The 19,627-nt window shown below is 46.5% G+C and carries 20 protein-coding genes and 1 pseudogene; 15 read left to right on the plus strand and 6 right to left on the minus strand.

Going from position 1 to position 19,627, the window contains the following annotated elements:
- The first annotated feature begins 25 nt into the window (after nt 1–25).
- Both MBEAL2_RS03895 and MBEAL2_RS03900 read left to right on the plus strand, forming a co-directional pair.
- Nucleotides 26–1,822 (plus strand): acyl-CoA dehydrogenase FadE, encoded by a 1,797-nt coding sequence (locus MBEAL2_RS03895; RefSeq protein WP_047151028.1) that lies wholly within the window; start codon nt 26–28, stop codon nt 1,820–1,822.
- Nucleotides 1,823–1,910: 88 nt separating this feature from the next.
- Nucleotides 1,911–3,425, plus strand: coding sequence for a long-chain-fatty-acid--CoA ligase (locus MBEAL2_RS03900; protein ID WP_047151029.1), 1,515 nt, complete (start codon nt 1,911–1,913; stop codon nt 3,423–3,425).
- A gap of 61 nt (nt 3,426–3,486) precedes the next feature.
- Here MBEAL2_RS03900 and MBEAL2_RS03905 read toward each other — a convergent pair whose 3' ends face one another.
- Entirely contained in the window at nt 3,487–3,708 is a 222-nt protein-coding gene (locus MBEAL2_RS03905) for a hypothetical protein (protein WP_047151030.1), read from the minus strand.
- 188 nt (nt 3,709–3,896) lie between these two features.
- Here MBEAL2_RS03905 and MBEAL2_RS32620 point away from each other — a divergent pair.
- The 10 genes and pseudogenes from MBEAL2_RS32620 to MBEAL2_RS03950 all read left to right on the plus strand — a co-directional run.
- A pseudogene (locus MBEAL2_RS32620) lies at nt 3,897–4,049 on the plus strand (HNH endonuclease); the annotation flags it as partial.
- 84 nt (nt 4,050–4,133) lie between these two features.
- Entirely contained in the window at nt 4,134–4,397 is a 264-nt protein-coding gene (locus MBEAL2_RS32625; protein WP_236692685.1) for a hypothetical protein, read from the plus strand.
- Nucleotides 4,387–5,034, plus strand: a complete 648-nt coding sequence (gene nth / locus MBEAL2_RS03915; protein ID WP_047151031.1) for an endonuclease III — start codon at nt 4,387–4,389, stop codon at nt 5,032–5,034. The genes MBEAL2_RS32625 and nth overlap by 11 nt, the downstream gene beginning before the upstream one ends.
- A gap of 147 nt (nt 5,035–5,181) precedes the next feature.
- Nucleotides 5,182–5,838, plus strand: a complete 657-nt coding sequence (locus MBEAL2_RS28850) for a cell wall hydrolase (protein ID WP_052947427.1) — start codon at nt 5,182–5,184, stop codon at nt 5,836–5,838.
- A 91-nt stretch (nt 5,839–5,929) separates the two neighbouring features.
- The gene (gene pepF, locus MBEAL2_RS03925; protein ID WP_047151032.1) at nt 5,930–7,732 is read left to right on the plus strand and encodes an oligoendopeptidase F; all 1,803 of its coding nucleotides are present in this window, start codon (nt 5,930–5,932) and stop codon (nt 7,730–7,732) included.
- Between the two features lie 200 nt (nt 7,733–7,932).
- Nucleotides 7,933–9,612 (plus strand): N-acetylmuramoyl-L-alanine amidase, encoded by a 1,680-nt coding sequence (locus MBEAL2_RS28855; RefSeq protein WP_052947429.1) that lies wholly within the window; start codon nt 7,933–7,935, stop codon nt 9,610–9,612.
- 107 nt (nt 9,613–9,719) lie between these two features.
- Nucleotides 9,720–10,586, plus strand: a complete 867-nt coding sequence (locus MBEAL2_RS03935; RefSeq protein WP_047151033.1) for a YitT family protein — start codon at nt 9,720–9,722, stop codon at nt 10,584–10,586.
- A gap of 160 nt (nt 10,587–10,746) precedes the next feature.
- Complete coding sequence (locus tag MBEAL2_RS03940) at nt 10,747–11,901, plus strand: phosphodiester glycosidase family protein (protein ID WP_052947431.1); 1,155 nt, start codon at nt 10,747–10,749, stop codon at nt 11,899–11,901.
- A 53-nt stretch (nt 11,902–11,954) separates the two neighbouring features.
- A complete protein-coding gene (locus MBEAL2_RS03945) occupies nt 11,955–12,770 on the plus strand; it encodes an alpha/beta hydrolase family protein (RefSeq protein WP_047151034.1) in 816 nt (271 codons plus the stop codon).
- Between the two features lie 163 nt (nt 12,771–12,933).
- Nucleotides 12,934–13,197 carry a GlsB/YeaQ/YmgE family stress response membrane protein gene (locus MBEAL2_RS03950; RefSeq protein ID WP_047151035.1) on the plus strand — a complete coding sequence of 88 codons (264 nt, stop codon included), beginning with the start codon at nt 12,934–12,936 and terminating at the stop codon, nt 13,195–13,197.
- 89 nt (nt 13,198–13,286) lie between these two features.
- On the opposite strand, the gene MBEAL2_RS28860 is transcribed toward MBEAL2_RS03950, so the two are convergent.
- Together MBEAL2_RS28860 and MBEAL2_RS28865 are read right to left on the minus strand one after the other, a co-directional pair.
- Nucleotides 13,287–13,814 carry an MBL fold metallo-hydrolase gene (locus MBEAL2_RS28860; RefSeq protein WP_052947433.1) on the minus strand — a complete coding sequence of 176 codons (528 nt, stop codon included), beginning with the start codon at nt 13,812–13,814 and terminating at the stop codon, nt 13,287–13,289.
- Nucleotides 13,805–14,239, minus strand: coding sequence for an MBL fold metallo-hydrolase (locus MBEAL2_RS28865; RefSeq protein ID WP_052947435.1), 435 nt, complete (start codon nt 14,237–14,239; stop codon nt 13,805–13,807). Before MBEAL2_RS28865 ends, MBEAL2_RS28860 begins: the two co-directional genes overlap by 10 nt.
- A gap of 62 nt (nt 14,240–14,301) precedes the next feature.
- Between MBEAL2_RS28865 and MBEAL2_RS03960 the strand changes: the two genes are divergently transcribed.
- Nucleotides 14,302–15,444 carry a THUMP domain-containing class I SAM-dependent RNA methyltransferase gene (locus tag MBEAL2_RS03960; protein WP_047151036.1) on the plus strand — a complete coding sequence of 381 codons (1,143 nt, stop codon included), beginning with the start codon at nt 14,302–14,304 and terminating at the stop codon, nt 15,442–15,444.
- A 13-nt stretch (nt 15,445–15,457) separates the two neighbouring features.
- The gene (locus MBEAL2_RS30000) at nt 15,458–15,595 is read left to right on the plus strand and encodes a thymidylate synthase (RefSeq protein WP_236692674.1); all 138 of its coding nucleotides are present in this window, start codon (nt 15,458–15,460) and stop codon (nt 15,593–15,595) included.
- A gap of 74 nt (nt 15,596–15,669) precedes the next feature.
- On the opposite strand, the gene MBEAL2_RS03965 is transcribed toward MBEAL2_RS30000, so the two are convergent.
- Together MBEAL2_RS03965 and MBEAL2_RS03970 are read right to left on the minus strand one after the other, a co-directional pair.
- Nucleotides 15,670–16,563 (minus strand): peptidylprolyl isomerase, encoded by an 894-nt coding sequence (locus MBEAL2_RS03965; RefSeq protein ID WP_047151037.1) that lies wholly within the window; start codon nt 16,561–16,563, stop codon nt 15,670–15,672.
- Between the two features lie 120 nt (nt 16,564–16,683).
- Entirely contained in the window at nt 16,684–16,938 is a 255-nt protein-coding gene (locus MBEAL2_RS03970) for a hypothetical protein (protein WP_047151038.1), read from the minus strand.
- Between the two features lie 214 nt (nt 16,939–17,152).
- On the opposite strand from MBEAL2_RS03970, the gene MBEAL2_RS03975 reads away from it, so the two are divergent.
- Nucleotides 17,153–17,854, plus strand: coding sequence for an RNA-guided endonuclease InsQ/TnpB family protein (locus tag MBEAL2_RS03975; protein ID WP_269082440.1), 702 nt, complete (start codon nt 17,153–17,155; stop codon nt 17,852–17,854).
- Between the two features lie 91 nt (nt 17,855–17,945).
- Here the strand turns inward: MBEAL2_RS03975 and MBEAL2_RS03980 are convergent, their stop codons facing one another.
- Nucleotides 17,946–19,493, minus strand: a complete 1,548-nt coding sequence (locus MBEAL2_RS03980) for a sigma-54 interaction domain-containing protein (RefSeq protein WP_047151039.1) — start codon at nt 19,491–19,493, stop codon at nt 17,946–17,948.
- Between the last annotated feature and the right edge of the window lie 134 nt (nt 19,494–19,627).

Raw genomic sequence — 19,627 nt, forward strand, 5'->3', positions numbered from 1 at the left:
TAATAAATATAAGGAGGAAACAAGAATGAGCGTACAGAAAACAATGCCAAAAGGCGGACAATTTTTATTGGAAGAGACAGACGTAGATGCTGTATTCACCCCGGAGGATTTCAATGAAGAACAGCAAATGATTGCGAAAATGACAAAGGATTTCATTGAAGGGGAAGTCGCTCCCCACCATGAAGAAATTGAGAAGCTCGACTATGAGCTTACCGTAAAACTTCTTCGTCAGGCCGGTGAACTTGGCTTGTTGAGCGCCGACGTTCCGGAAGCGTTTGGCGGAGCAGCCCTTGATAAAATCAGTTCCAGCCTGATTGGGGAAAACATGGTTCGCGGCGGTTCATTCTCGCTCAGCCATGGGGCTCACGTTGGTATCGGAACCCTTCCGATTGTGTACTTCGGTACAAAGGAGCAAAAAGAAAAGTATTTACCGCTCCTGGCTACAGGGGAAAAGCTTGCGGCTTACTGCTTAACCGAGCCTTCCTCCGGTTCGGATGCTATGGGGGCAAAAACGACGGCCATTCTGAACGCGGAAGGCACCCACTACGTATTAAACGGAACCAAACAATTTATTACAAACGCAGGCTTTGCGGATATCTTTATTGTATATGCACAAATCGACGGAGATAAGTTCAGCGCCTTCATCGTTGAGAAGGAGCTCTCCGGCGTTAGCACAGGTCCGGAAGAGAAGAAAATGGGCATTAAAGGTTCTTCTACCCGCCCGCTTATCCTTGAAGACGTTCATGTTCCGGCAGAAAACCTGCTTGGCGAAATCGGCAAAGGCCACCAAATCGCTTTCAATATTTTAAACATCGGCCGCTACAAATTAGGGGTAGGTACAATCGGCGCTTCCAAGTGGGCGATTGAACTGGCAACCAAATATGCAAAAGAACGTAAACAGTTCAAAACGCCAATCGCCAGCTTCCCGCTCATTCGAAACAAAATTGCCGACATGGCGATTCGCACGTACGTAAATGAAGCGTTAACCTATCGTACAGGAGCATATCTGGATGCCGCGGTAGAACATTTAAACCTTGATGATTATGCGGGGCCAGAAGCTGCCAGGGTAATCGAAGAGCACGCTATCGAATACTCGATTGTAAAAGTGTTTGCTTCTGAAGCACTCGATTTTGTAGCGGACGAAGGAGTGCAAATTCATGGTGGATACGGTTATATTGCTGAATATCCGGTCGAGCAAATTTATCGTGATTCCCGCATTAACCGTATTTTTGAAGGAACAAATGAAATCAACCGCCTGTTAATTCCGGGTACACTGCTGAAGCGTGCAATGAAGGGACGCCTCCCGCTGATGGAGAAACTTCAGACGCTGCAGAAGGAATTGACCGGTTACATGCCTCCGATGGATTTGACAGAATCTACAGAAGTGCTTGAAACGGAGAGCAAAATGCTGGAGGCTGCGAAGAAAGCATTCCTGATGGTAGGTGGCACGGCTGTACAGAAATACATGAATAAAATCGAGCAAGAGCAGGAAATTCTAGAGAACCTCTCGAACATTATCATTGCTGTTTATGCAATGGAATCCGCGCTGCTTCGCGCTAAGAAAACAGCCTCCCGCAAAGGGGAAGCCGTTGCACAGCAGCAGATTGATATGACACGCGCTTACTTCCATGACGTGTGGTCAGACATTGAGAAATGGGCAAAAGAAGCGCTTGCTGCCACGAGTGAAGGCGACATGCTGCGCACACAGCTTTCCATCCTGAAGAAGCTGCTCCGCGTGAATCCGGTAAATACGATTGCGCTAAAACGCGAAATCGCAACCCGTATCATCGATGCGGAACAATACGTTGTAACTTCTAAATAACAATCAGGAGCGGACAGGCGAACCGTGTAACGCCAGTCCGCTTCTCCTTTTGTCATCGGTTCAAATTTTACAGGAAAAGGGTGGTAAGATGACATTAATCAAAAATTTGCAGCGTGGTGCCCGGCAGCATCCGGATGCAATCGCTTATTTGTTTGAAGATCAGTCGGCAACGTACGGCGAGTTTTACCAGTCTGTAAAAAACACGGCAGTCAATTTGGCCGGGCAGGGAATTGGAAAGGGAGACACGGTGGCCCTGCTGCTCGGGAACTCGCCGCACTTTCTCATTACATATTATGGAGCTCTTCTCGCGGGAGCAGCGGTTGTACCGATTAATCCGATTTATACGCCGCATGAAATTTCGTTTATCCTACAAAACAGCCGCACGAAATTAGCGGTGGCGGCGGCTCCTTTGCTTCCGGCTTTCGAAGCGCTTCACGGCAAGCTGCCTGATTTGCAGCGTGTTGTGCTCATTGGCGGAACATCAGAACACGATTGGACAATGCCGTATGAGGAATTGATAGCGCATTCAATTGCAGATTTCGAAGCGCCTGCCCTGGAAGAGGATGACATTGCTGTCATTCTATATACGTCCGGTACAACCGGGGTGCCAAAAGGCGCGATGCTAACGCACCAAAATCTTGCATCGAACGCCGATTCTATCGCCCAGTATCTGACGGTGAATGCCGAAGATCGTTTCGTGACGGTCCTGCCAATGTTTCATGTATTCTGCATGACTGTCTGCATGAATGCACCCATTGCCATTGGCGCATCCATGATTATTATTCCGCGATTCAGCCCAACAGAAGTCGTACGGATGATAAGAGAGAAGCATGCTACCGTATTCGTCGGCGTTCCTACGATGTATAATTTTATTTTACAAACACCGGGCGTTACACCCGCTGACTTAGATTCACTTCGGATTTGCATCTCCGGGGGAGCATCCCTCCCTGTGGCCCTGCTGCACAATTTCGAGGAGAAATTTAATAAGAAAATATCGGAAGGCTACGGTTTGTCTGAAGCTTCCCCGGTAACGGCGTTTAACCCGGTGGATGGTGTCAGAAAGCCAGGCTCGATCGGTGTTGATATTCCCGGTGTGAGAAATAAGATTGTAGACGAAGAAGGAGAAGAACTTCCGCGCGGACAGGTTGGCGAGCTTATCGTCCAGGGACCGAACGTGATGAAAGGATACCTCAACCTTCCGGAAGAAACAGCCATGACGCTGCAGAACGGATGGCTCCATACCGGTGATATGGCGTATATGGATGAGGACGGGTATATTTTTATCGTCGATCGCAAAAAAGACCTCATTATTGTCGGCGGTTACAACGTATACCCAAGAGAGGTTGAAGAGGTACTGTACCACCATCCGCAAGTCGTGGAGGCGGCGGTTATCGGCGCTCCTGACGAAAACCAGGGAGAAATCGTTCAGGCCTATGTTGTGAGGCAGGATGATTCCCTGACGGAGGAAGCGCTCCGGGAGCATTGCCGCAGCGAGCTGGCCAAGTACAAGGTACCGCATTCTATTGTGTTTATAAAGGAATTGCCTAAGAATACAACCGGCAAAATTCTTCGCCGCGCTCTCCGTGATGTTATTGCCAGGTAAAAGAAACAGAAAATAGAAAAACACCGCAAGCAGCGCTGCGGTGTTTTTCCGTGTTCAGAATTTAAATCTGTTGAAAAGCCTCTACGATTCGAGTATGTTCCGGATAATTGTCTGCAGTAAAGTGCTTTTCAACCCAGGCCATCATTTCATGGCGTCCGTTAAACACGAAAGTGTCCTCGCCCCATTGCGTAGAAATCTCACGGACCGTAATTTTTGCACCTTCCATTTCAGCCGTTATCATATTCCAATTGTCTTCTTTATAAATGGTAATTATTTTTGCCATCTGCTCGTTTCAAACCTTTCACGTACGGATATTTGTTCCTTATAAGTGTATCCATTGACGGGAGAAATTTCAACTGATACGATCAACAATATAGACAGCCATACTATTTTTAAAAAAGGTGAAATCCATTGGTCAACCACCCACCACGCGTCCATTATCAACAAGGTCAAACCCATGGCTATCATGATGTGAGGTGTTTTGTCTTCGCAAGGGACCATTATACTTGTCAATGGTGTAAAAAGAAAAACAAAATCCTGCAAACCCATCATATTGTTTATCAATCTAACGGAGGAACAGACCGGGCAGATAACTTGATTACCCTGTGTACGGATTGCCATACCCAGGAAAACCATCAACCGGGGCAAATCCTATGGAAATGGATGCAGGAAGGTAAAAAGCTTCCTGCTTACAAGGAAGGCACGTTTATGAATGTGTTTCGCAGGAGGGTATTTAAAAAATACCCACAAGCCAAAATAACCTATGGTTCAATAACAACACCCCATCGAAAAACATTAGGCTTAGAAAAAACGCATTTTAATGATGCCATTGCCATCACAGGCATTCAAAAGATAAAGGAGAACCCAAAAGGCCTTTTCTTGATCAAGCAATTCCGCAAGAAAAAACGTTCCCTGCATGAGGCGACAGCAAGGAAAGAAGGAGGGAGACTTCTTACTAAAGATGTTAAATAAAACCCAAATTCGCCGGGTGCTGGATACGTTTGCCGAAATGTTTCCGGATGCCCATTGCGAGCTGAACCACAGCAATCCATTCGAGCTTACCATCGCCGTTCTGCTGTCCGCACAGTGTACGGACGCGCTCGTAAACAAGGTTACCCCCCATCTGTTTGCGAAATATAAAACACCGGAAGATTACCTGTCCGTCCCGCTTGAAGAATTGGAACAGGATATTCGAAGCATCGGCCTGTACCGCAATAAAGCGAAAAATATTCAGAAGCTGGCCCGTATGATCATCGAAGAATACGGCCGCGAAGTTCCGCAGGAGTACGATGAACTTGTGAAACTGCCGGGTGTGGGAAGAAAGACGGCGAATGTTGTCGTGTCAACTGCATTTGGCGTTCCGGCCATTGCGGTCGACACCCACGTAGAAAGAGTGTCCAAAAGATTGGCAATCGCCCGGTGGAAAGACACGCCGCTTCAGGTTGAAGAACATTTGATGAGAAAAGTCCCGCGGGAGGAGTGGTCGATTACTCACCACCGCATGATTTTTTTCGGACGCTACCATTGCAAGGCCCAAAACCCGCAGTGTCCGGTGTGCCCCCTGCTCGACTTGTGCCGGGAAGGGCAAAAACGGATGAAAGGGAAATAATAAAGGTGACTTGTTAGAGCGGCAATCCATTGATATATAGGGGATTGGCGCTTTTTTGTGCCTCTTTGTTGTCATAAAAACGGGAAATGGCGAATAGGCTAGATTGTCCCAATAAACAAAAATGACAGGCAAGGAGGAAACAAAAACATGATGAAACCGATGAGTCTGAAAAAATACATATGGATGCTATGTGCGATTGTAACGGGGATATTATTCATTCTGCCGCCTGATAATGCTGCTGATATGGCTCTCCTTGAAGAAACGTATGCCAAAAATGTGGACAAGACTGTTTCGACGGACCGCACGGTGTTCTCTACTGTAGATTTAGCAAAAGAAATGGACAAGGAAAAGCGGCTCCAAAATTTATATAGTTTCGAAGAAAAGAAAAGAGCGGACGAGAAAAAAAGAAGAGAAGAGAAAAAAATAATGAGGCAGAAGAGCGGTGAACATTATTGGCTCGCAAAAATTATTGAAGCCGAAGCACAGAACCAGTCTTTCCGCGGCAAGGTGGCGGTGGGAAGCGTCGTGCTCAACCGTGTGAGAAGCGGAGAGTTTCCCAGGACAATAAAAGGCGTCATTTTTCAGCAGTATAGAGGGCACTATCAGTTCCAGCCGGTCGCAAACGGCCGGATTCACAGAGTCAGCGTATCGAAATCATCTGCGCTCGCCGCTGCTGAAGCACTTAACGGAGTGGATCCGACACATGGTTCGCTATATTTTTACAACCCAAAAATCGCGCGCAGTAAATGGATTCGGACACGTTCTGTAAAGATAAAGATTGGTGATCACAGTTTTGCGGGATAATCGGGAAGGGAATGTCGTTGCATTGGAAGAATGAAGAAGGTAAGGTGTTTTTGGGTAATATAAAATATAAAGTCAATGGAGGAGGAAAGTTATGAATTCAACAATCCCACAGCGGAACGAGATTCCAGAGGAATATAAATGGAATTTAGAAGCGATATACCCTGACGATTCTTCATGGGAACAGGACTTCCATAAAACCGAAGAGTTAAGCCGAAAAGTTAGCCAATTTAAAGGGAAGCTAGCCGAATCCCCACAACGGTTGCTCGAATGCTTGAATTTAGATACTGAAGTAAGCTGTCTTATGGAAAAGGTATATGTATATGCGGCTATGCGAAAAGACCAGGATACAAGGGATTCCAAGTACCAGGGGTTAGTACAGCGGGCAGGCAGCTTAAGTGTTAAAGTGAATGAGGCCACTTCATTTATCGTTCCGGGAATTCTGCAAATTCCAGACGAAACGCTGGAAAACTTCTATGAAAGCGAACCGGAGCTGCAATTTTATAAAAAATACCTGAATAAGATTTTGCGAAAGAAAGGTCATATTCTCTCAGCAGAACAAGAAGAGCTTCTTGCACGAACGGGTGAACTTGCTTCTGCACCACAAACGATATTCGGTATGATAGACAATGCGGATATGAAGTATGGAAAAGTAATTGTGGATGGGGAAGAAATTGAACTAACAAAAGGACGCTATGCCCAACTGTTAGAAAATCCGGAGCAAGAAGTACGGAAAAAAGCTTTTGAGACGTTGTACGAATCTTATAGCCGTCAAAAAAATACAATCGCAGCGACTTTAAATGCCAGCATCAAAAAAGATGTGTTTTATGCCCGGACAAGAAAGTACCCTTCAGCGCTAGAGGCGTCTTTGCTTGATGATAATATTCCTGTTTCTGTTTATACAAACCTGATTACGACGGTTAAATCCCGATTAGATTCTATGTTCGAATACCTTAAGCTTCGTAAAGAGATGCTGGGAGTCGAAGAATTACATATGTATGATATATTCGCCCCGTTAGTTTCGGAAACAAAAATGGAGATCCCTTATAAAGAGGCTTATGAAACCGTTAAGAAGGGTTTGGCTCCGCTGGGAGAAGAGTACTTAGCGGTATTGGATGAAGCCTATAACAGCAGATGGATTGACGTTTATGAGACGGAAGGGAAACGGAGCGGAGCTTATTCATGGGGCGCTTATGGGACACATCCTTATGTATTGCTCAATCATCAAGATACGTTAAATGACATGTTTACGCTGGCTCATGAACTCGGCCATTCGATGCATTCCTACCTTTCTGACAAGAACCAGCCTTATTTGTATGCTCAGTATACGATTTTTGTCGCAGAGGTTGCTTCTACTGTAAACGAAGCGTTATTGATGAGATACTTGCTCGAACATACGGATGATAAGAACACCAAGATGTACCTTATGACACATTTCCTAAATCAGTTCCGCAGCACTTTGATTCGTCAAACACAATTTGCCGAGTACGAGAAAATCACACATGAGATGGTTGAAAAGGGCGAATCGCTCACTGCCGAGGAATTCTCTGCTGAATATTTGAAGCTTAACCGCGAATATTACGGCGAAGGGATTATTCATGATGAGGAGATCGCACTTGAGTGGAGCCGCATCCCGCATTTTTACAACGCTTTTTATGTTTATAAATACGCAACTGGCTTTTCAGCGGCGATTGCTTTATCGAAAGCGATTTTGGAGGAAGGAAAACCCGCCGTGGAGCGTTATTTAGAGTTTCTGAAATCAGGGGGTTCCGATTATCCGCTTGAGTTGTTAAAGAAAGCAGGCGTGGATATGACTACGTCCAAACCAATTGAAGATGCACTCGATGTTTTTGCGCAGTACGTGGAAGAACTCAGAAAACTGCATCAAGAAAAGTAAAAGTAAAACAGAATAAGCCGCATCAGAAAGGCGTGTTCATCATGCCTTTCTTTTTTTGCGCCATTTTTGAAGAAAGATATACCAACATAGAAAAATAGTGCTAATGTCCGAAAACAATTCCATTTTCCTTGCGTCTAACCATGTTGAGTGAGTCCAAGCAAAAGCGCCGCAGTTAGTTTGCAATCCATCGGGAGGTAGGTGTGTCACAGGCAACTAGAGAAGCAAGGGAGCGAGGAAAAATAATGAAAAGAAAAAATCTACTGCTGTGGTCACTGCTCTTTATACTATGCTGGGTAGTGCCGACCGCGGTACAGGCTGCATCGGCTCCGATTAAGCTTGTTGTGAACGGAAGCTATGTAACGCCTGATGTCCCACCCCAGGTTGTGAAGGAGAGGACGATGGTGCCGATTTCTTTCCTGGGAAAAGCGTACGGTGTAGACGTCCAGTGGGATCAAACAGAGAAGACGGTAACAATTGACAATGGCAACGGAAAGAAAATCGTGATGAAACCAGGACAAACAAGTGCCTATGTAAATGGCAGCCCGATTACACTGGCTCAGGCTCCGCTTATTATCCAGCAGCGGACGTTTCTCCCGCTTCGTATTGTAGGAGAACTCCTCGATGCGACGATCGGATGGGAAAATACGACCAAGACGGTTGTCGTTAACCAACCGCAAAGCATGTCCATCAATGGAAGCACTTTGCCAAGTACTCCTATCTTTCAATTACCTGCAGGCTATTATGTGAACATTAATAACGTTGCAAAGCCTCTTGGGTATGAGGTTAAGCAGTCGGCAGGAAAATTAGTATTGGAGCAGGGTACGGAAAAATACACGATTAGCCAGGCGGCCGGCAACCAATCTGACGGTTACCGGATGATCGAGACTCAATATGCGATTTCTCCAGAGTATCTTTCACGAATGATTAATGCAACTTCCGGTTGGAATCAAAGCCATACTGCATTCGCTTTGGACAAGCTGCAGAAAATAACAGGCTTTACTCAGACGGATGATGAAATTACAATCCGTTCTGAAGGAAAGATGTCATATTCTCACTTTTATTTGGACGATGGGAACCATGTTGTTATTGACTTCAATCATGCGGTTAAGGATTCTTCTGTCCAGAATCAGGAGTTTACCTCTCCGCTGGTAAAGGGAATTCGTTTTGGCCAGCAGGAATCACCGGATCGGGTACGTGTAGTGCTCGATTTGACAAAGAAAGCGGGCTATACGATTTCCGCTGTAGATGGTGAAACGAAAATCACGGTGAAAGAAGAAATTTTAACACCAGTCCCAGCACCGGTTCCAGCGCCAGCGCCTGTTCCGCAGCCAGCGAACAGCGGGAAATTTGTCATCGTGCTTGACCCGGGACACGGCGGAAAAGATCCGGGAGCGAGCGGAACAATTGGAAACCATGAAAAAGATCTCGTTCTTGCGATTGCGAAGAAAACGGAAGCAATCTTGAGCCAGAACCCGAACTTTAAGGTTATTATGACGCGCACAGGCGATACGTACCCGACTCTCCAGGAGCGGGCTGCGCTGGCAAACAACTTGAAAGCCAATGTTTTTATGTCCTTCCACGCGAACGCTGGTCCTTCCACGGCCCATGGAACGGAAACGTATTACACAACTCCTCAAAGCAAGGAGTTTGCCTCCATTCTTCACAAGCATTTGCTTAAAGCAACCGGCTTCACGGATCGCCATTTGCGCACAGCGAATTACTACGTTATCAAGAACACAAAAATGCCATCCACTCTTATTGAGATCGGGTTCCTGACGAATTCGGCTGATAACGCAGCAATGTTAACTCCTGCCCTGCAGCAGCGGGTCGCTGAGGAAATGGCAGCCGGCATTACAGAATACTATAACAAGCACCACTAGCCTTAAAACAGGAAAGGTTCCTCGAAAAACGGGAGGAACCTTTCTTTTTTTTGTGTAATTGAATACTATAGAAGGGACGAACTGAATTGTGGAAGGAGCACCAGTAGATGATTTGGCAGCGGATACGCCCTTTTCTTTTTATTACGGTTGGCAGCTTTTTATATTCCATTGCCGTAAATATGTTTTTTGTAAGCAACCGGCTTGCCCAGGGCGGAGTAACAGGGATTTCCCTTTTGCTGCACTACCTGTTTAATACTCCTGTCGGATTGCTTATTATCTTAATGAACATTCCGATTTTTATACTTGGCCTTGTTGTGCTGGGCCGGGGGTTCCTCATCTTAAGTGCATACGGTATGCTTGCCACTTCTATCTTGATTGATCTCACTTCAAGCTGGAGCGTTCACCCATTCCAAAACGTAATTCTGGCACCCCTATACGGTGGAATCATTGCCGGTGCGGGCATTGGCCTGATTTTTCGGGTTGGCGGGACATCCGGCGGGGGCGACATTATCGCACGCGTGCTGCAGCGTAAGTTCCGCAATATCGACTTAGGCAAATTTCTGTTTGGAATTGATTTTACGATTATCGCGATTTCCGGCTATGTAGTCGGGATTGAGAAGGCGATGCTGACGATTGTTGCCGTCTATGTAAGCTCACGGGTCGTTGATTTGCTCTTATCCGGATTGCAAAAGCAAAGAAGCGTTATTATTATTTCCGGCAAGCCACAGGAAATCACGGCGGAAATTCAGCGAAAACTCGTCCGGGGTGTGACGATGCTCCGCTCGATGGGCGGGTATTCAAAACGGGAGGGAGAGGTTTTGCTCGTTGTTGTCCAATTATATGAGATGGACAAGGTGCGGCAAATCATCCGTGAAATTGACGACAGAGCTTTTATTTTGGCGCTGGAAACAAAAGAAGTACACGGAGAAGGGTTCAGCTTCCCATCGCCTGCGCGCAGCCATATTGAATCGTAAGAAGTTTCAACTGGCTCAATCGGTGGTATTATGTCGGAAGTTAGAAGTGCACCTTTTGCAGAAGCTCCTTGTTTTTCTCGCAAAATGCGATAAGATATACAATGGTGAACACAGGATTGAATAGTGGTTCATTATAGAATAAGGGAAAGGAAGACAGACTGTGTTATTTCCTAACTCAAAACAGATCGAGCAGGTACCTTATACGAAGATGTCTACGCCGACGGCAGCGCCATTGCTGCTGCCCCGTATTTCGAATCGCTGGGCCCGCGCTTGCCTGTGGACTGCCACCGTATTTTGCTTTCTTCTTTTTATTAGCCTTTTATGGTTTTATTTTACTCCACAGGGGACAAAGCTTCGCGGCATTGTAGCCGAAGCTGTGTATACTTCTAAGCAGACGAAATACACCTGGCTGCTCGTTGGGCCAAGCGGTGTGGCAAAAATCAAACAGAGCTACCAAAGGCAGGCCGAAACGAACCATCTCGTTAAACAGGATATGAGTCTCGTCCACATTGCCGCAGCGAAGCTGGGAGCACCGATGACCCCGTCTTCCCTCGTTAAGATTGAGGACATTAAAGGTCCAACCTACGTAGGAAAGGTGATGTATGTAAAGGACCCGCGCTATATTCATGTTGTGGCAAGCCATAGCCCTGACGGTGAAAAAGTCAGCAATATAGCGGCAAGAACCGGTGCGCTTGCGGCTGTAAACGGCGGCGGCTTCTTCCTCACAGAGAAGAAGGAGAACATGGCCGGGCCAGAATACGAAAATATAGAGCGTATCATGCACCCGTTCGGCCTCATTGTCAGCGAAGGAAAACTCGTCATCGGAGACCCGACAACACCGCAGGATATCGTTGGCTTTACAAAGCAGGGTGTGCTTATTAGCGGCCGTTACACCTATGAACAAATGAAGAAGCTTGATATTGCGGAAGCCGTCAGCTTTCTGCCCCGGCTGGTTGTGAACGGGAAGCGGATGATTACAGAAGGTGATGGGGGCTGGGGCGTTGCTCCACGAACCGCCATCGCCCAGAAGGCAGACGGAACGGTCATGGTGCTTGTCATTGACGGCAGGGCGATACACAGCTTTGGCGCAACCCTCAAAGATGTGCAGGAAGAGCTGTTAAAGCGGGGAGCGGTAAACGCGGTAAACTTAGATGGAGGTTCTTCCTCCAGCATGTACTATAAAGGAAAAATCATTACAACGCCTTCGGGGTTTGTCGGTGAGAAGCCGATACCGAATGCCTTTCTTATTTATAACCCGTACCTGGAGAAGGGTAACGTCGTATATAAGCCAGATGAGAGCCAGCCTCGTTCCTAACGCGGCTGGTTTTTCATTACCCAATTTTCAGGATAAGGGAAGGAGAGATTTTGATGAAAAACGGGACCTTGTTGTCAAAACTGCCGCTGCCCGCATCCCGAAACGATGTGGAGCTTTATCATATTACATATGCATCGCAAAACAAGATTGTGGCCGGGTATCTCGCTTTTCCAGCTGCACACAAGAAATGCCCCGTCATCGTCTATTGCCGGGGAGGGATACACAGGGTTGGCATGGTGCAGACGGATTGGATTGAACAGATGGCTTCCTGCGGCTTTGTTGTGCTTGCCCCTTCCTACAGGGGGAATGAAGGCGGGGAAGGGCACGAAGACTTTGGCGGAGAAGATCGCCATGACATATATGATATGATTCCTCTCGCTTCCACCCTGCCGAACGCGGATGAAAAGAAAATCGCGGCCGTCGGTTTTTCCAGAGGGGGAATCGGCGCTTTTCTTGCGGCGATTGAAACGCTTCACATTGGGGCGGTTGTCTCCTGGGGGGGAGTAACAGATTTGCATCTTACGTACGAAGAGAGGGTTGATTTAAGGAGAATGCTGAAGCGTGTGGTTGGCCACCCGGTGAAGGAGGCACACGCCTATCTTGCCCGCTCACCCATTCATTTTGCCGAGTCGATCCAGTGTCCGGTACTTTTTATTCACGGTAAAGAAGACGAACTAGTGAGCACCCGGCATGCGGATAGATTGGCGGCTCGTCTCGAAAGGCTGGAAAAGCCGTTCGAGTACTGGTATTATCCTCGCTTTGGACACCATTTTCCCGCGCCTTATCATTATGCAACGATTAATGAAATGTGCGGCTGGATTCATAAGAACTTAGAAGGTTGGCTGAACGTGGAAACCATCATGAATTAATGGAGCGAAAAGGGAGATACTATACAATGTACCAGTTGCAGCAGGGAACGGTTCTCAAAAACGCATAATATTACAACAATTACTGGTCGGAAAATTTGTGTGTTAAAATCCGCATTTCGGGGTAAATACTAATCATACCACACAGAATAGGAGGCAACAAGTTATGGGATTTCTTTGGTCATTAATTATTGGTGGATTAATCGGTTGGTTAGCGGGTGCAATCATGGGTCGGGACATTCCCGGTGGAATTATAGGTAATATTATCGCCGGCTTCATAGGTGCCTGGCTCGGTACAGCGATTCTGGGAGACTGGGGTCCGCACATAGCAAGGTTTGCGATTATACCCGCGATTATCGGTGCCGTTGTTCTCGTCTTCATCGTAAGCTTCATCATGCGAAGCATGGGACGCAACCGCAACCGCCACTAAAAATGTTTCACTTCTTCGTTGACAATTAAAGAAGGAAAATGAAGGGCGCCCAATCACAAATTATGTGGTTCGGCGCCCTTTTCCCGTCTTTATGAATGGACCTTTGTTTGTATATAATGAAACATTCCTTTGGCGTTCATTTGAATGTCAAACTCGAATGCCTGCCGCACCGGATGGTTTGACGGAACCCCCATTTTTTCTAATTCATAATGGAAGAACTCGCGCAGCCTGGCAGCCGTATGCTCCCATGTCGGTTCTTCAGCAAAGGCCTCCCTGGCGATGCGATCGTAGGCCGCTGTCCTCTCGATGTTTTTCTCAATGACTTTCCGCGCATCGCTGTGCCGGCCATAGTGGGTAATGAAAAGCTGTGTAAGATCGAGCTTTAAGAATTTATGAAGCGTTGCCAGCATCGCTTCTGGATTGAACTGCGTTGGGGAAGAGGAAGGTGCATAGAAGTCGAATCCAAGTTCCTTCTGCAGCTTCGGAAAAGAAATGCCGGCAGCATCGCCGCTAAAAAGTCCCTTGCTCTGTGGATCGTATACTGCATAATGGTGGTACGCGTGTCCGGGGCTGTCGATAAACAGCAATCTGCGGTTCGGGCCGATTTCTATCTCCATCCATCCCCGGCGATGATAACACGCTCGGCGGGAATTGGCACAATAGGAGCAAATAATGATTCGAACGCTTCGCCGTATACTTGTTTTGCGCTTGCGATTAATTTGGATGGATCAATTAGGTGCTTTGCCCCTTTCGGGTGTATAATAATTTTTGCGTTGGGCAATTTTTCAAGAAGCAGACCCGCACCGCCCGCATGATCCAGGTGGATGTGTGTTACGATAACATATGTAACTTCTTGATAGGCTACTCCTAGCTTATCAAGAGCAGAGAGAACGCAGGGGACCGAAACGCTTGCCCCCATTTCAACGACTGTTTTTTTATCGCTATTAATGAAGTAACCTGCCGAACGAGCATCCGTTTCATCGCTTACGAGTTCAACCTGGTAAATCTCATGGCCGAGAGAAACGATATCTTTTGTGTTCAATAGTTTATCCCTCGCTTTTTTGATTTTTCTAAAATTACTATAACATAATTAAGGAGCTACATATGAGTAAAGTTGAAATTATTGCGACCTCAACATTTGGCCTTGAAGCCGTAGTGGCGCGGGAAGTAAAGCAGCTTGGCTACGAGAATGCGAGCGTTGAGAACGGGAAAGTCACGTTCACCGCTGACAAGCTTGCCATCTGTCGCGCGAATCTATGGCTTCGGACCGCGGAACGAATCCGCCTGAAAATCGGGGAGTTTAAGGCGGTCACATTTGACGAGCTGTTCGAGAAAACAAAGGCGCTCCCGTGGGCGGAATGGCTTCCGGTCGATGCTGAATTTCCGGTCGAAGGGAAATCAGTGAAATCCACGCTGTTTTCTGTTTCCGATTGCCAGGCTATCGTCAAAAAGGCAGTTGTTGAGAGCTTGAAGAAAAGCTACAACAAATCGTGGTTTGACGAGAATGGCCCGCTTTTTAAAATCGAGGTTGCTTTGCATAAAGATATCGCCACGCTCACGATCGATACCTCAGGGGCCGGGCTGCACAAAAGGGGGTACAGGCGGTTAATTAGCGGTGCCCCGCTGAAGGAAACGATGGCTGCCGCCATGATTCAGCTCTCCTACTGGAATCCAGACCGGCCTCTGCACGATCCGTTTTGCGGTTCAGGGACCATTCCGATTGAAGCCGCTTTAATCGGGCGTAATATCGCTCCCGGGATGAACCGGGAGTTCGTGTCGGAGGACTGGCCGTCGATCCCGAAGAAGCTCTGGCAGGAGGCGCGGCGGGAAACACATGATCTGGCGAAATATGATCGGCCGCTTGAAATTACAGGCACAGATATCGACGGTGACATTATTATTGTTGCGAGAGAGAATGCCGAGGAAGCGATGATGGAGGACGCCGTCCGGTTCCGCAGGCTGCCGGTTTCCGGGCTGCGTGCAGACGAACAGTATGGCTGCATTATTTGCAATCCACCTTATGGGGAACGGCTTGGTGAGAAGAGGGAAATCGAGCAGCTTTATAGAATGATGGGCAAAACGTTCAGCGCGATGGATACGTGGTCGTATTATATCCTCACTTCGTATCCGGAGTTTGAAAGCCTGTTTGGGAAAAAAGCCGATAAAAACAGAAAGCTGTATAACGGAAATATTAAAAGCTACTATTATCAGTATTATGGTCCGCGGCCGCCGAGGAAAGAGGCCTGATAGCACGACCAGAATGGAACGTGAACCATACCCTGCACCCACTCTTTGGATTAACCCTAAAATAAAAAAGATTGATGACTTTACAATGGATGATTTTCAACTTGTTGAATATAAGTATCATCCTTCTATTAAAATGGAAGTGGCAATTTAACATCTGACAATAGTCAAAATATAAACAAAAACAGCCAGCTGGGTTTCATTTCAACTGGCTGTTTTGTATGTTTATTATTGTGGTGGCATTGCGGTTGAAGGATTTGCTTTAAGCGCATCAGCTAGATCTTTATCTTTAATATCAACTTTATCCTTCTTCACTAAATCATCTAAAATAGGTTGAAGTGGTTTTGCCTTTTGTCCCATCAGCTCACGACGGATATTTTTTTCCATATCGGCATATGGTGTTACACGTTTTTCGGTTACTTTAATGATATGGTAGCCGTATTTACTTTTCACAGGATCACTAATCTTTCCAATGGGAAGAGAAAATGCCACTTTTTCAAATTCAGGTACCATTTTACCCTTTCCAAAAAAACCAAGGTCTCCACCTTTTACTGCGCTTCCTGTGTCGATAGAATACTGCTTGGCAAGAGTTGCGAAATCTTGTCCACTTTTTAACTTTGCCTCAACTTCTTTGGCAGCTTTATCATATTTTATCAAGATATGAGAAGCGTGAACTTCATCTTTTCTCTCTTCATACAACTTTTTCACATCAGCATCTGCCACTGTCACATCTTTTGTAACTGCTTTGAACTGTAAGAGGTTTTGTCGAATTTGTTCTTTTAGCTGGTTTTCATCTTTTATTCCATGTTGAGTTAAAGCTTGTTTAAAAGCATCATCGCTTGGAAAGTTCTTTTTCACTCTCTGGACTTCATCGTTAACCTCTTGATCCGTAACCGGGAAATTTTTTTCAAGAACTTTTGTATAGATCATGTCCCGGAGTACCTGATTTCCATCCTTATTTTTAAGTTTGTTGTAAAGTTCATCCTTCGTAATCTGTCCAACGCTTGTATCTACAACTACATTGTTTCCACTTGCACTGGCTGTATCTGTGTTGTTTGTCCCACATGCTGTCAGCGAGAATACAGAACAAGCGGTTAGAATTAATAAAGTAACTTTTTTCATTTTTTCCTCCGCATTAATTGATCGTCTTCTTAAAAATACAGGATAGAAGTTGATTATAGAGGAAAAAAGTGAAAAATTGATGAGAAAAAATGAGATGGTTGAAAAAGGAAAAATCTATGTTTATCCCTCTTTTACCTTCCCTTCGGCACGCAGCCGATCCAGTTCATTTTCATTGACTGTAACTTCTTCTATTTTAGTTTTAACAATTGGGGTGACTGGCAATCCTTTTGTTCTATGACGTATAGATTTAGCAAGATTTTCGGCGTCCAATTTGGCCTGGTTCCTCGTAAACCAATATTGATTGGATTGCTCAACGATGCTTTCTTTTCCGTTCGGATAGATAGCGACTACAAAATACAAACGGGTGTACCACATAATACTCACTTCCTTCCGTTCAATCATCTACTCCGTTATATTTATCTTCAATATCACGACATTCTAATGCTCCCAATAAAAAATTTTACCATGAAGTGTCATGTTTTAGGGTATGCGGACGGCATCCGCTGCCTCTTTAGAGGAGAGAGGAGAGTCCGCTTTGCCTTTCCCCTGACTATAGCGAATCATCGCATACAAAAAGTGTGGCGTATCCCTGACCTTCTACTCCCAAAAGAAAGAGCTGCCCGCATTAAAAAAGGCATGTGAAGAGTATAAGACCGTTCATTCGCAGGTCCTGCAAAACGTGGTCGAACGTTTGGATAAGGCATATCAAGCCTTTTTCAGACGGGTAAAACGTGGCGAAAAGGCAGGATTTCCCCGCTTTAAGGGAAGGAATCGTTACCATAGTTTCACCTATCCTCAATCGGGTTTCTCCCTCGAAGGCAAATACATTACGCTATCCAAAGTCGGAACCATTCGCATCAAACTCCATCGCCAGGTGCAGGGTATCATCAAAACGTGCACAGTTCTCGCCAAAAATGGACGGTATTACGTTTGCTTGTCCTGTGAAGAAGAACCAAAAATACAAGCAACAGGCGGAAGTGTTGGCATTGATCTGGGCGTGCGTCACCTGGCCATCACATCCGATGGTGACTTTCATGATGCACCGAAATATCTGCGTAAAAGTGAACGGCAGCTAAAGAAATTACAGCGGATTGTATCCAGACGAAAGAAAGGGTCAAACCGTCGGAAAAAGGCAGTCGCATTGCTTGCGAAGAAGCATGAATACATTGCAAACCAACGCAGAAATAATGCGCATCGTTGTCCTTCCTGTGGCTTTGAATGTGACAGGGACATAAACGCCGCCAAAAACATTCTCAAGCGGGCAGTACAGCAACGGCAAAACGTGTCGTAAGACACGCCTGGCTAGGAACTAGCCTTCGTGGAGAGTACGGCGTTGGTCGGCTCGATGAAGCGAGAAGCTCTCCAATTTATTGGAGGGAGGTTCACTTTGTATCAAGGTTGTACTTCTTCAGGCGGTTATAAAGCGTAGCTCTCGATACACCAAGCAATTGAGCGGCTGCCGACTTGTTTCCATACGTTGTCTGCAACGCTTCGATTAACTGGTCGTATTCGCTCGCACCCGAGGCCGCAGGATAAGGCATAGCGGGCTTCGAAGGTTTAAATACAGGCTGGTGCACAAAGCCGTCCGGCAAATGTGAAGGTTCGATCCGTTCCTGATCGGTTAAGATGATGAGCCTTTCAATCATGTTGCGCAGCTGGCGGATATTTCCCGGCCACTGGTGCTGGAGAAACAGGAGGACGGTCTGGGAATCGAATTCCGGAACCGGCTTATTGTACTTGGCCGCGAACTCTTTTAGAAAAACCTGAATAAGCTCCGGAATATCCTCCCGCCTCTCCCGCAACGGGGGAACATGGACCGAGACGACATTCAATCGGTAGAACAAGTCCTGGCGAAATTCACCCGCCTGCACCATTTGCTCCAGGTTGCGGTTCGTTGCGGCGACGAACCGGACATTCGTCAGAACCGGCTCATGCCCTCCAACGCGGTAAAACTGCTTTTCCTGCAGGACGCGCAGCAGCTTTACCTGCTGATCGAGCGGCAATTCGCCAATCTCATCGAGAAACAGGGTGCCACCTTCGGCAACGTCAATTTTTCCTTTTTTTCCTTCACTTACAGCCCCTGTAAATGCTCCTTTTTTGTAGCCAAACAACTCGCTTTCAAACAGGGCGGCCGGGATTGCGCCGCAGTTGAGAGCGACAAAAGGCTTGTCCGCCCGGGGGCTTGCCTTATGAACGGCTTCTGCAAACAATTCCTTCCCAACCCCGCTTTCTCCGGTAATCAGAAGGGTAGCATCTGTACGCGCTACTTTTTGCGCCAACTGCACGGCGTGATAAATGGCGTTGCTGTGTCCTTTTATTTTGTGGAACGGCTGATCCTGTTGATCGGAATAAAACTCCTTTTCCAGGTCATGCAGGTGGGCTGTCGTATTGGAAAGCTCGTCGTGCAGGCGGACCACATCGCTAATATCTTTCTCCGCAGAAATACAGCCGACAATTTGCCCATCCCGCATGACGGGTGAAGTGTTAACAAGAACGTGTATCCCTTCGCGTGGCTGATTGTAATGCCGGGAGACAGAAGAGGCATCATGCATGCTTTTTAAGAGCATAAGCGCTTCTTCCTTAAAGTGGGACGTAATATGCTGGCCCAGTATTGCGTCCTTCGAAATGTTATACATATTAACTGCTTGTCTATTCCAGCCCATAACGATTCCGTGCCCGTCGACAATCGTTATGGAATCATCTACAGTCTCAATCAGCGTTTGATAGAATGAAATCGTTTGCTTTAACGCTTGATTAAGCGAGTTTGCGAGAGTGGAGGCCGGAATGTATCCGCACGGCTTCCCATCCGCATCGCTTACAATAACAAGTTCCGAGACTTCGGAATCCTCGGATAAGTAGTCCATCAAGCGTACAGACATTTTTTCTTGTGCAGCATCAGGCAGCTCGGCACCTTCCGGGAGAGGCTGCATAAGTTCACCGAGCGTAGGATTGTAAAACGGATAACGGGGCAGTATAGCGGATCACCAGTCTTTCTTTTTTACATTAGTGTTTAAATTGTAAAGACGAATCGACAATATTGTATAAAAATTGACAACTTCATTAT

The organism is Aneurinibacillus tyrosinisolvens, assembly GCF_001015055.1.
GTDB lineage: Bacteria > Bacillota > Bacilli > Aneurinibacillales > Aneurinibacillaceae > Aneurinibacillus_A > Aneurinibacillus_A tyrosinisolvens.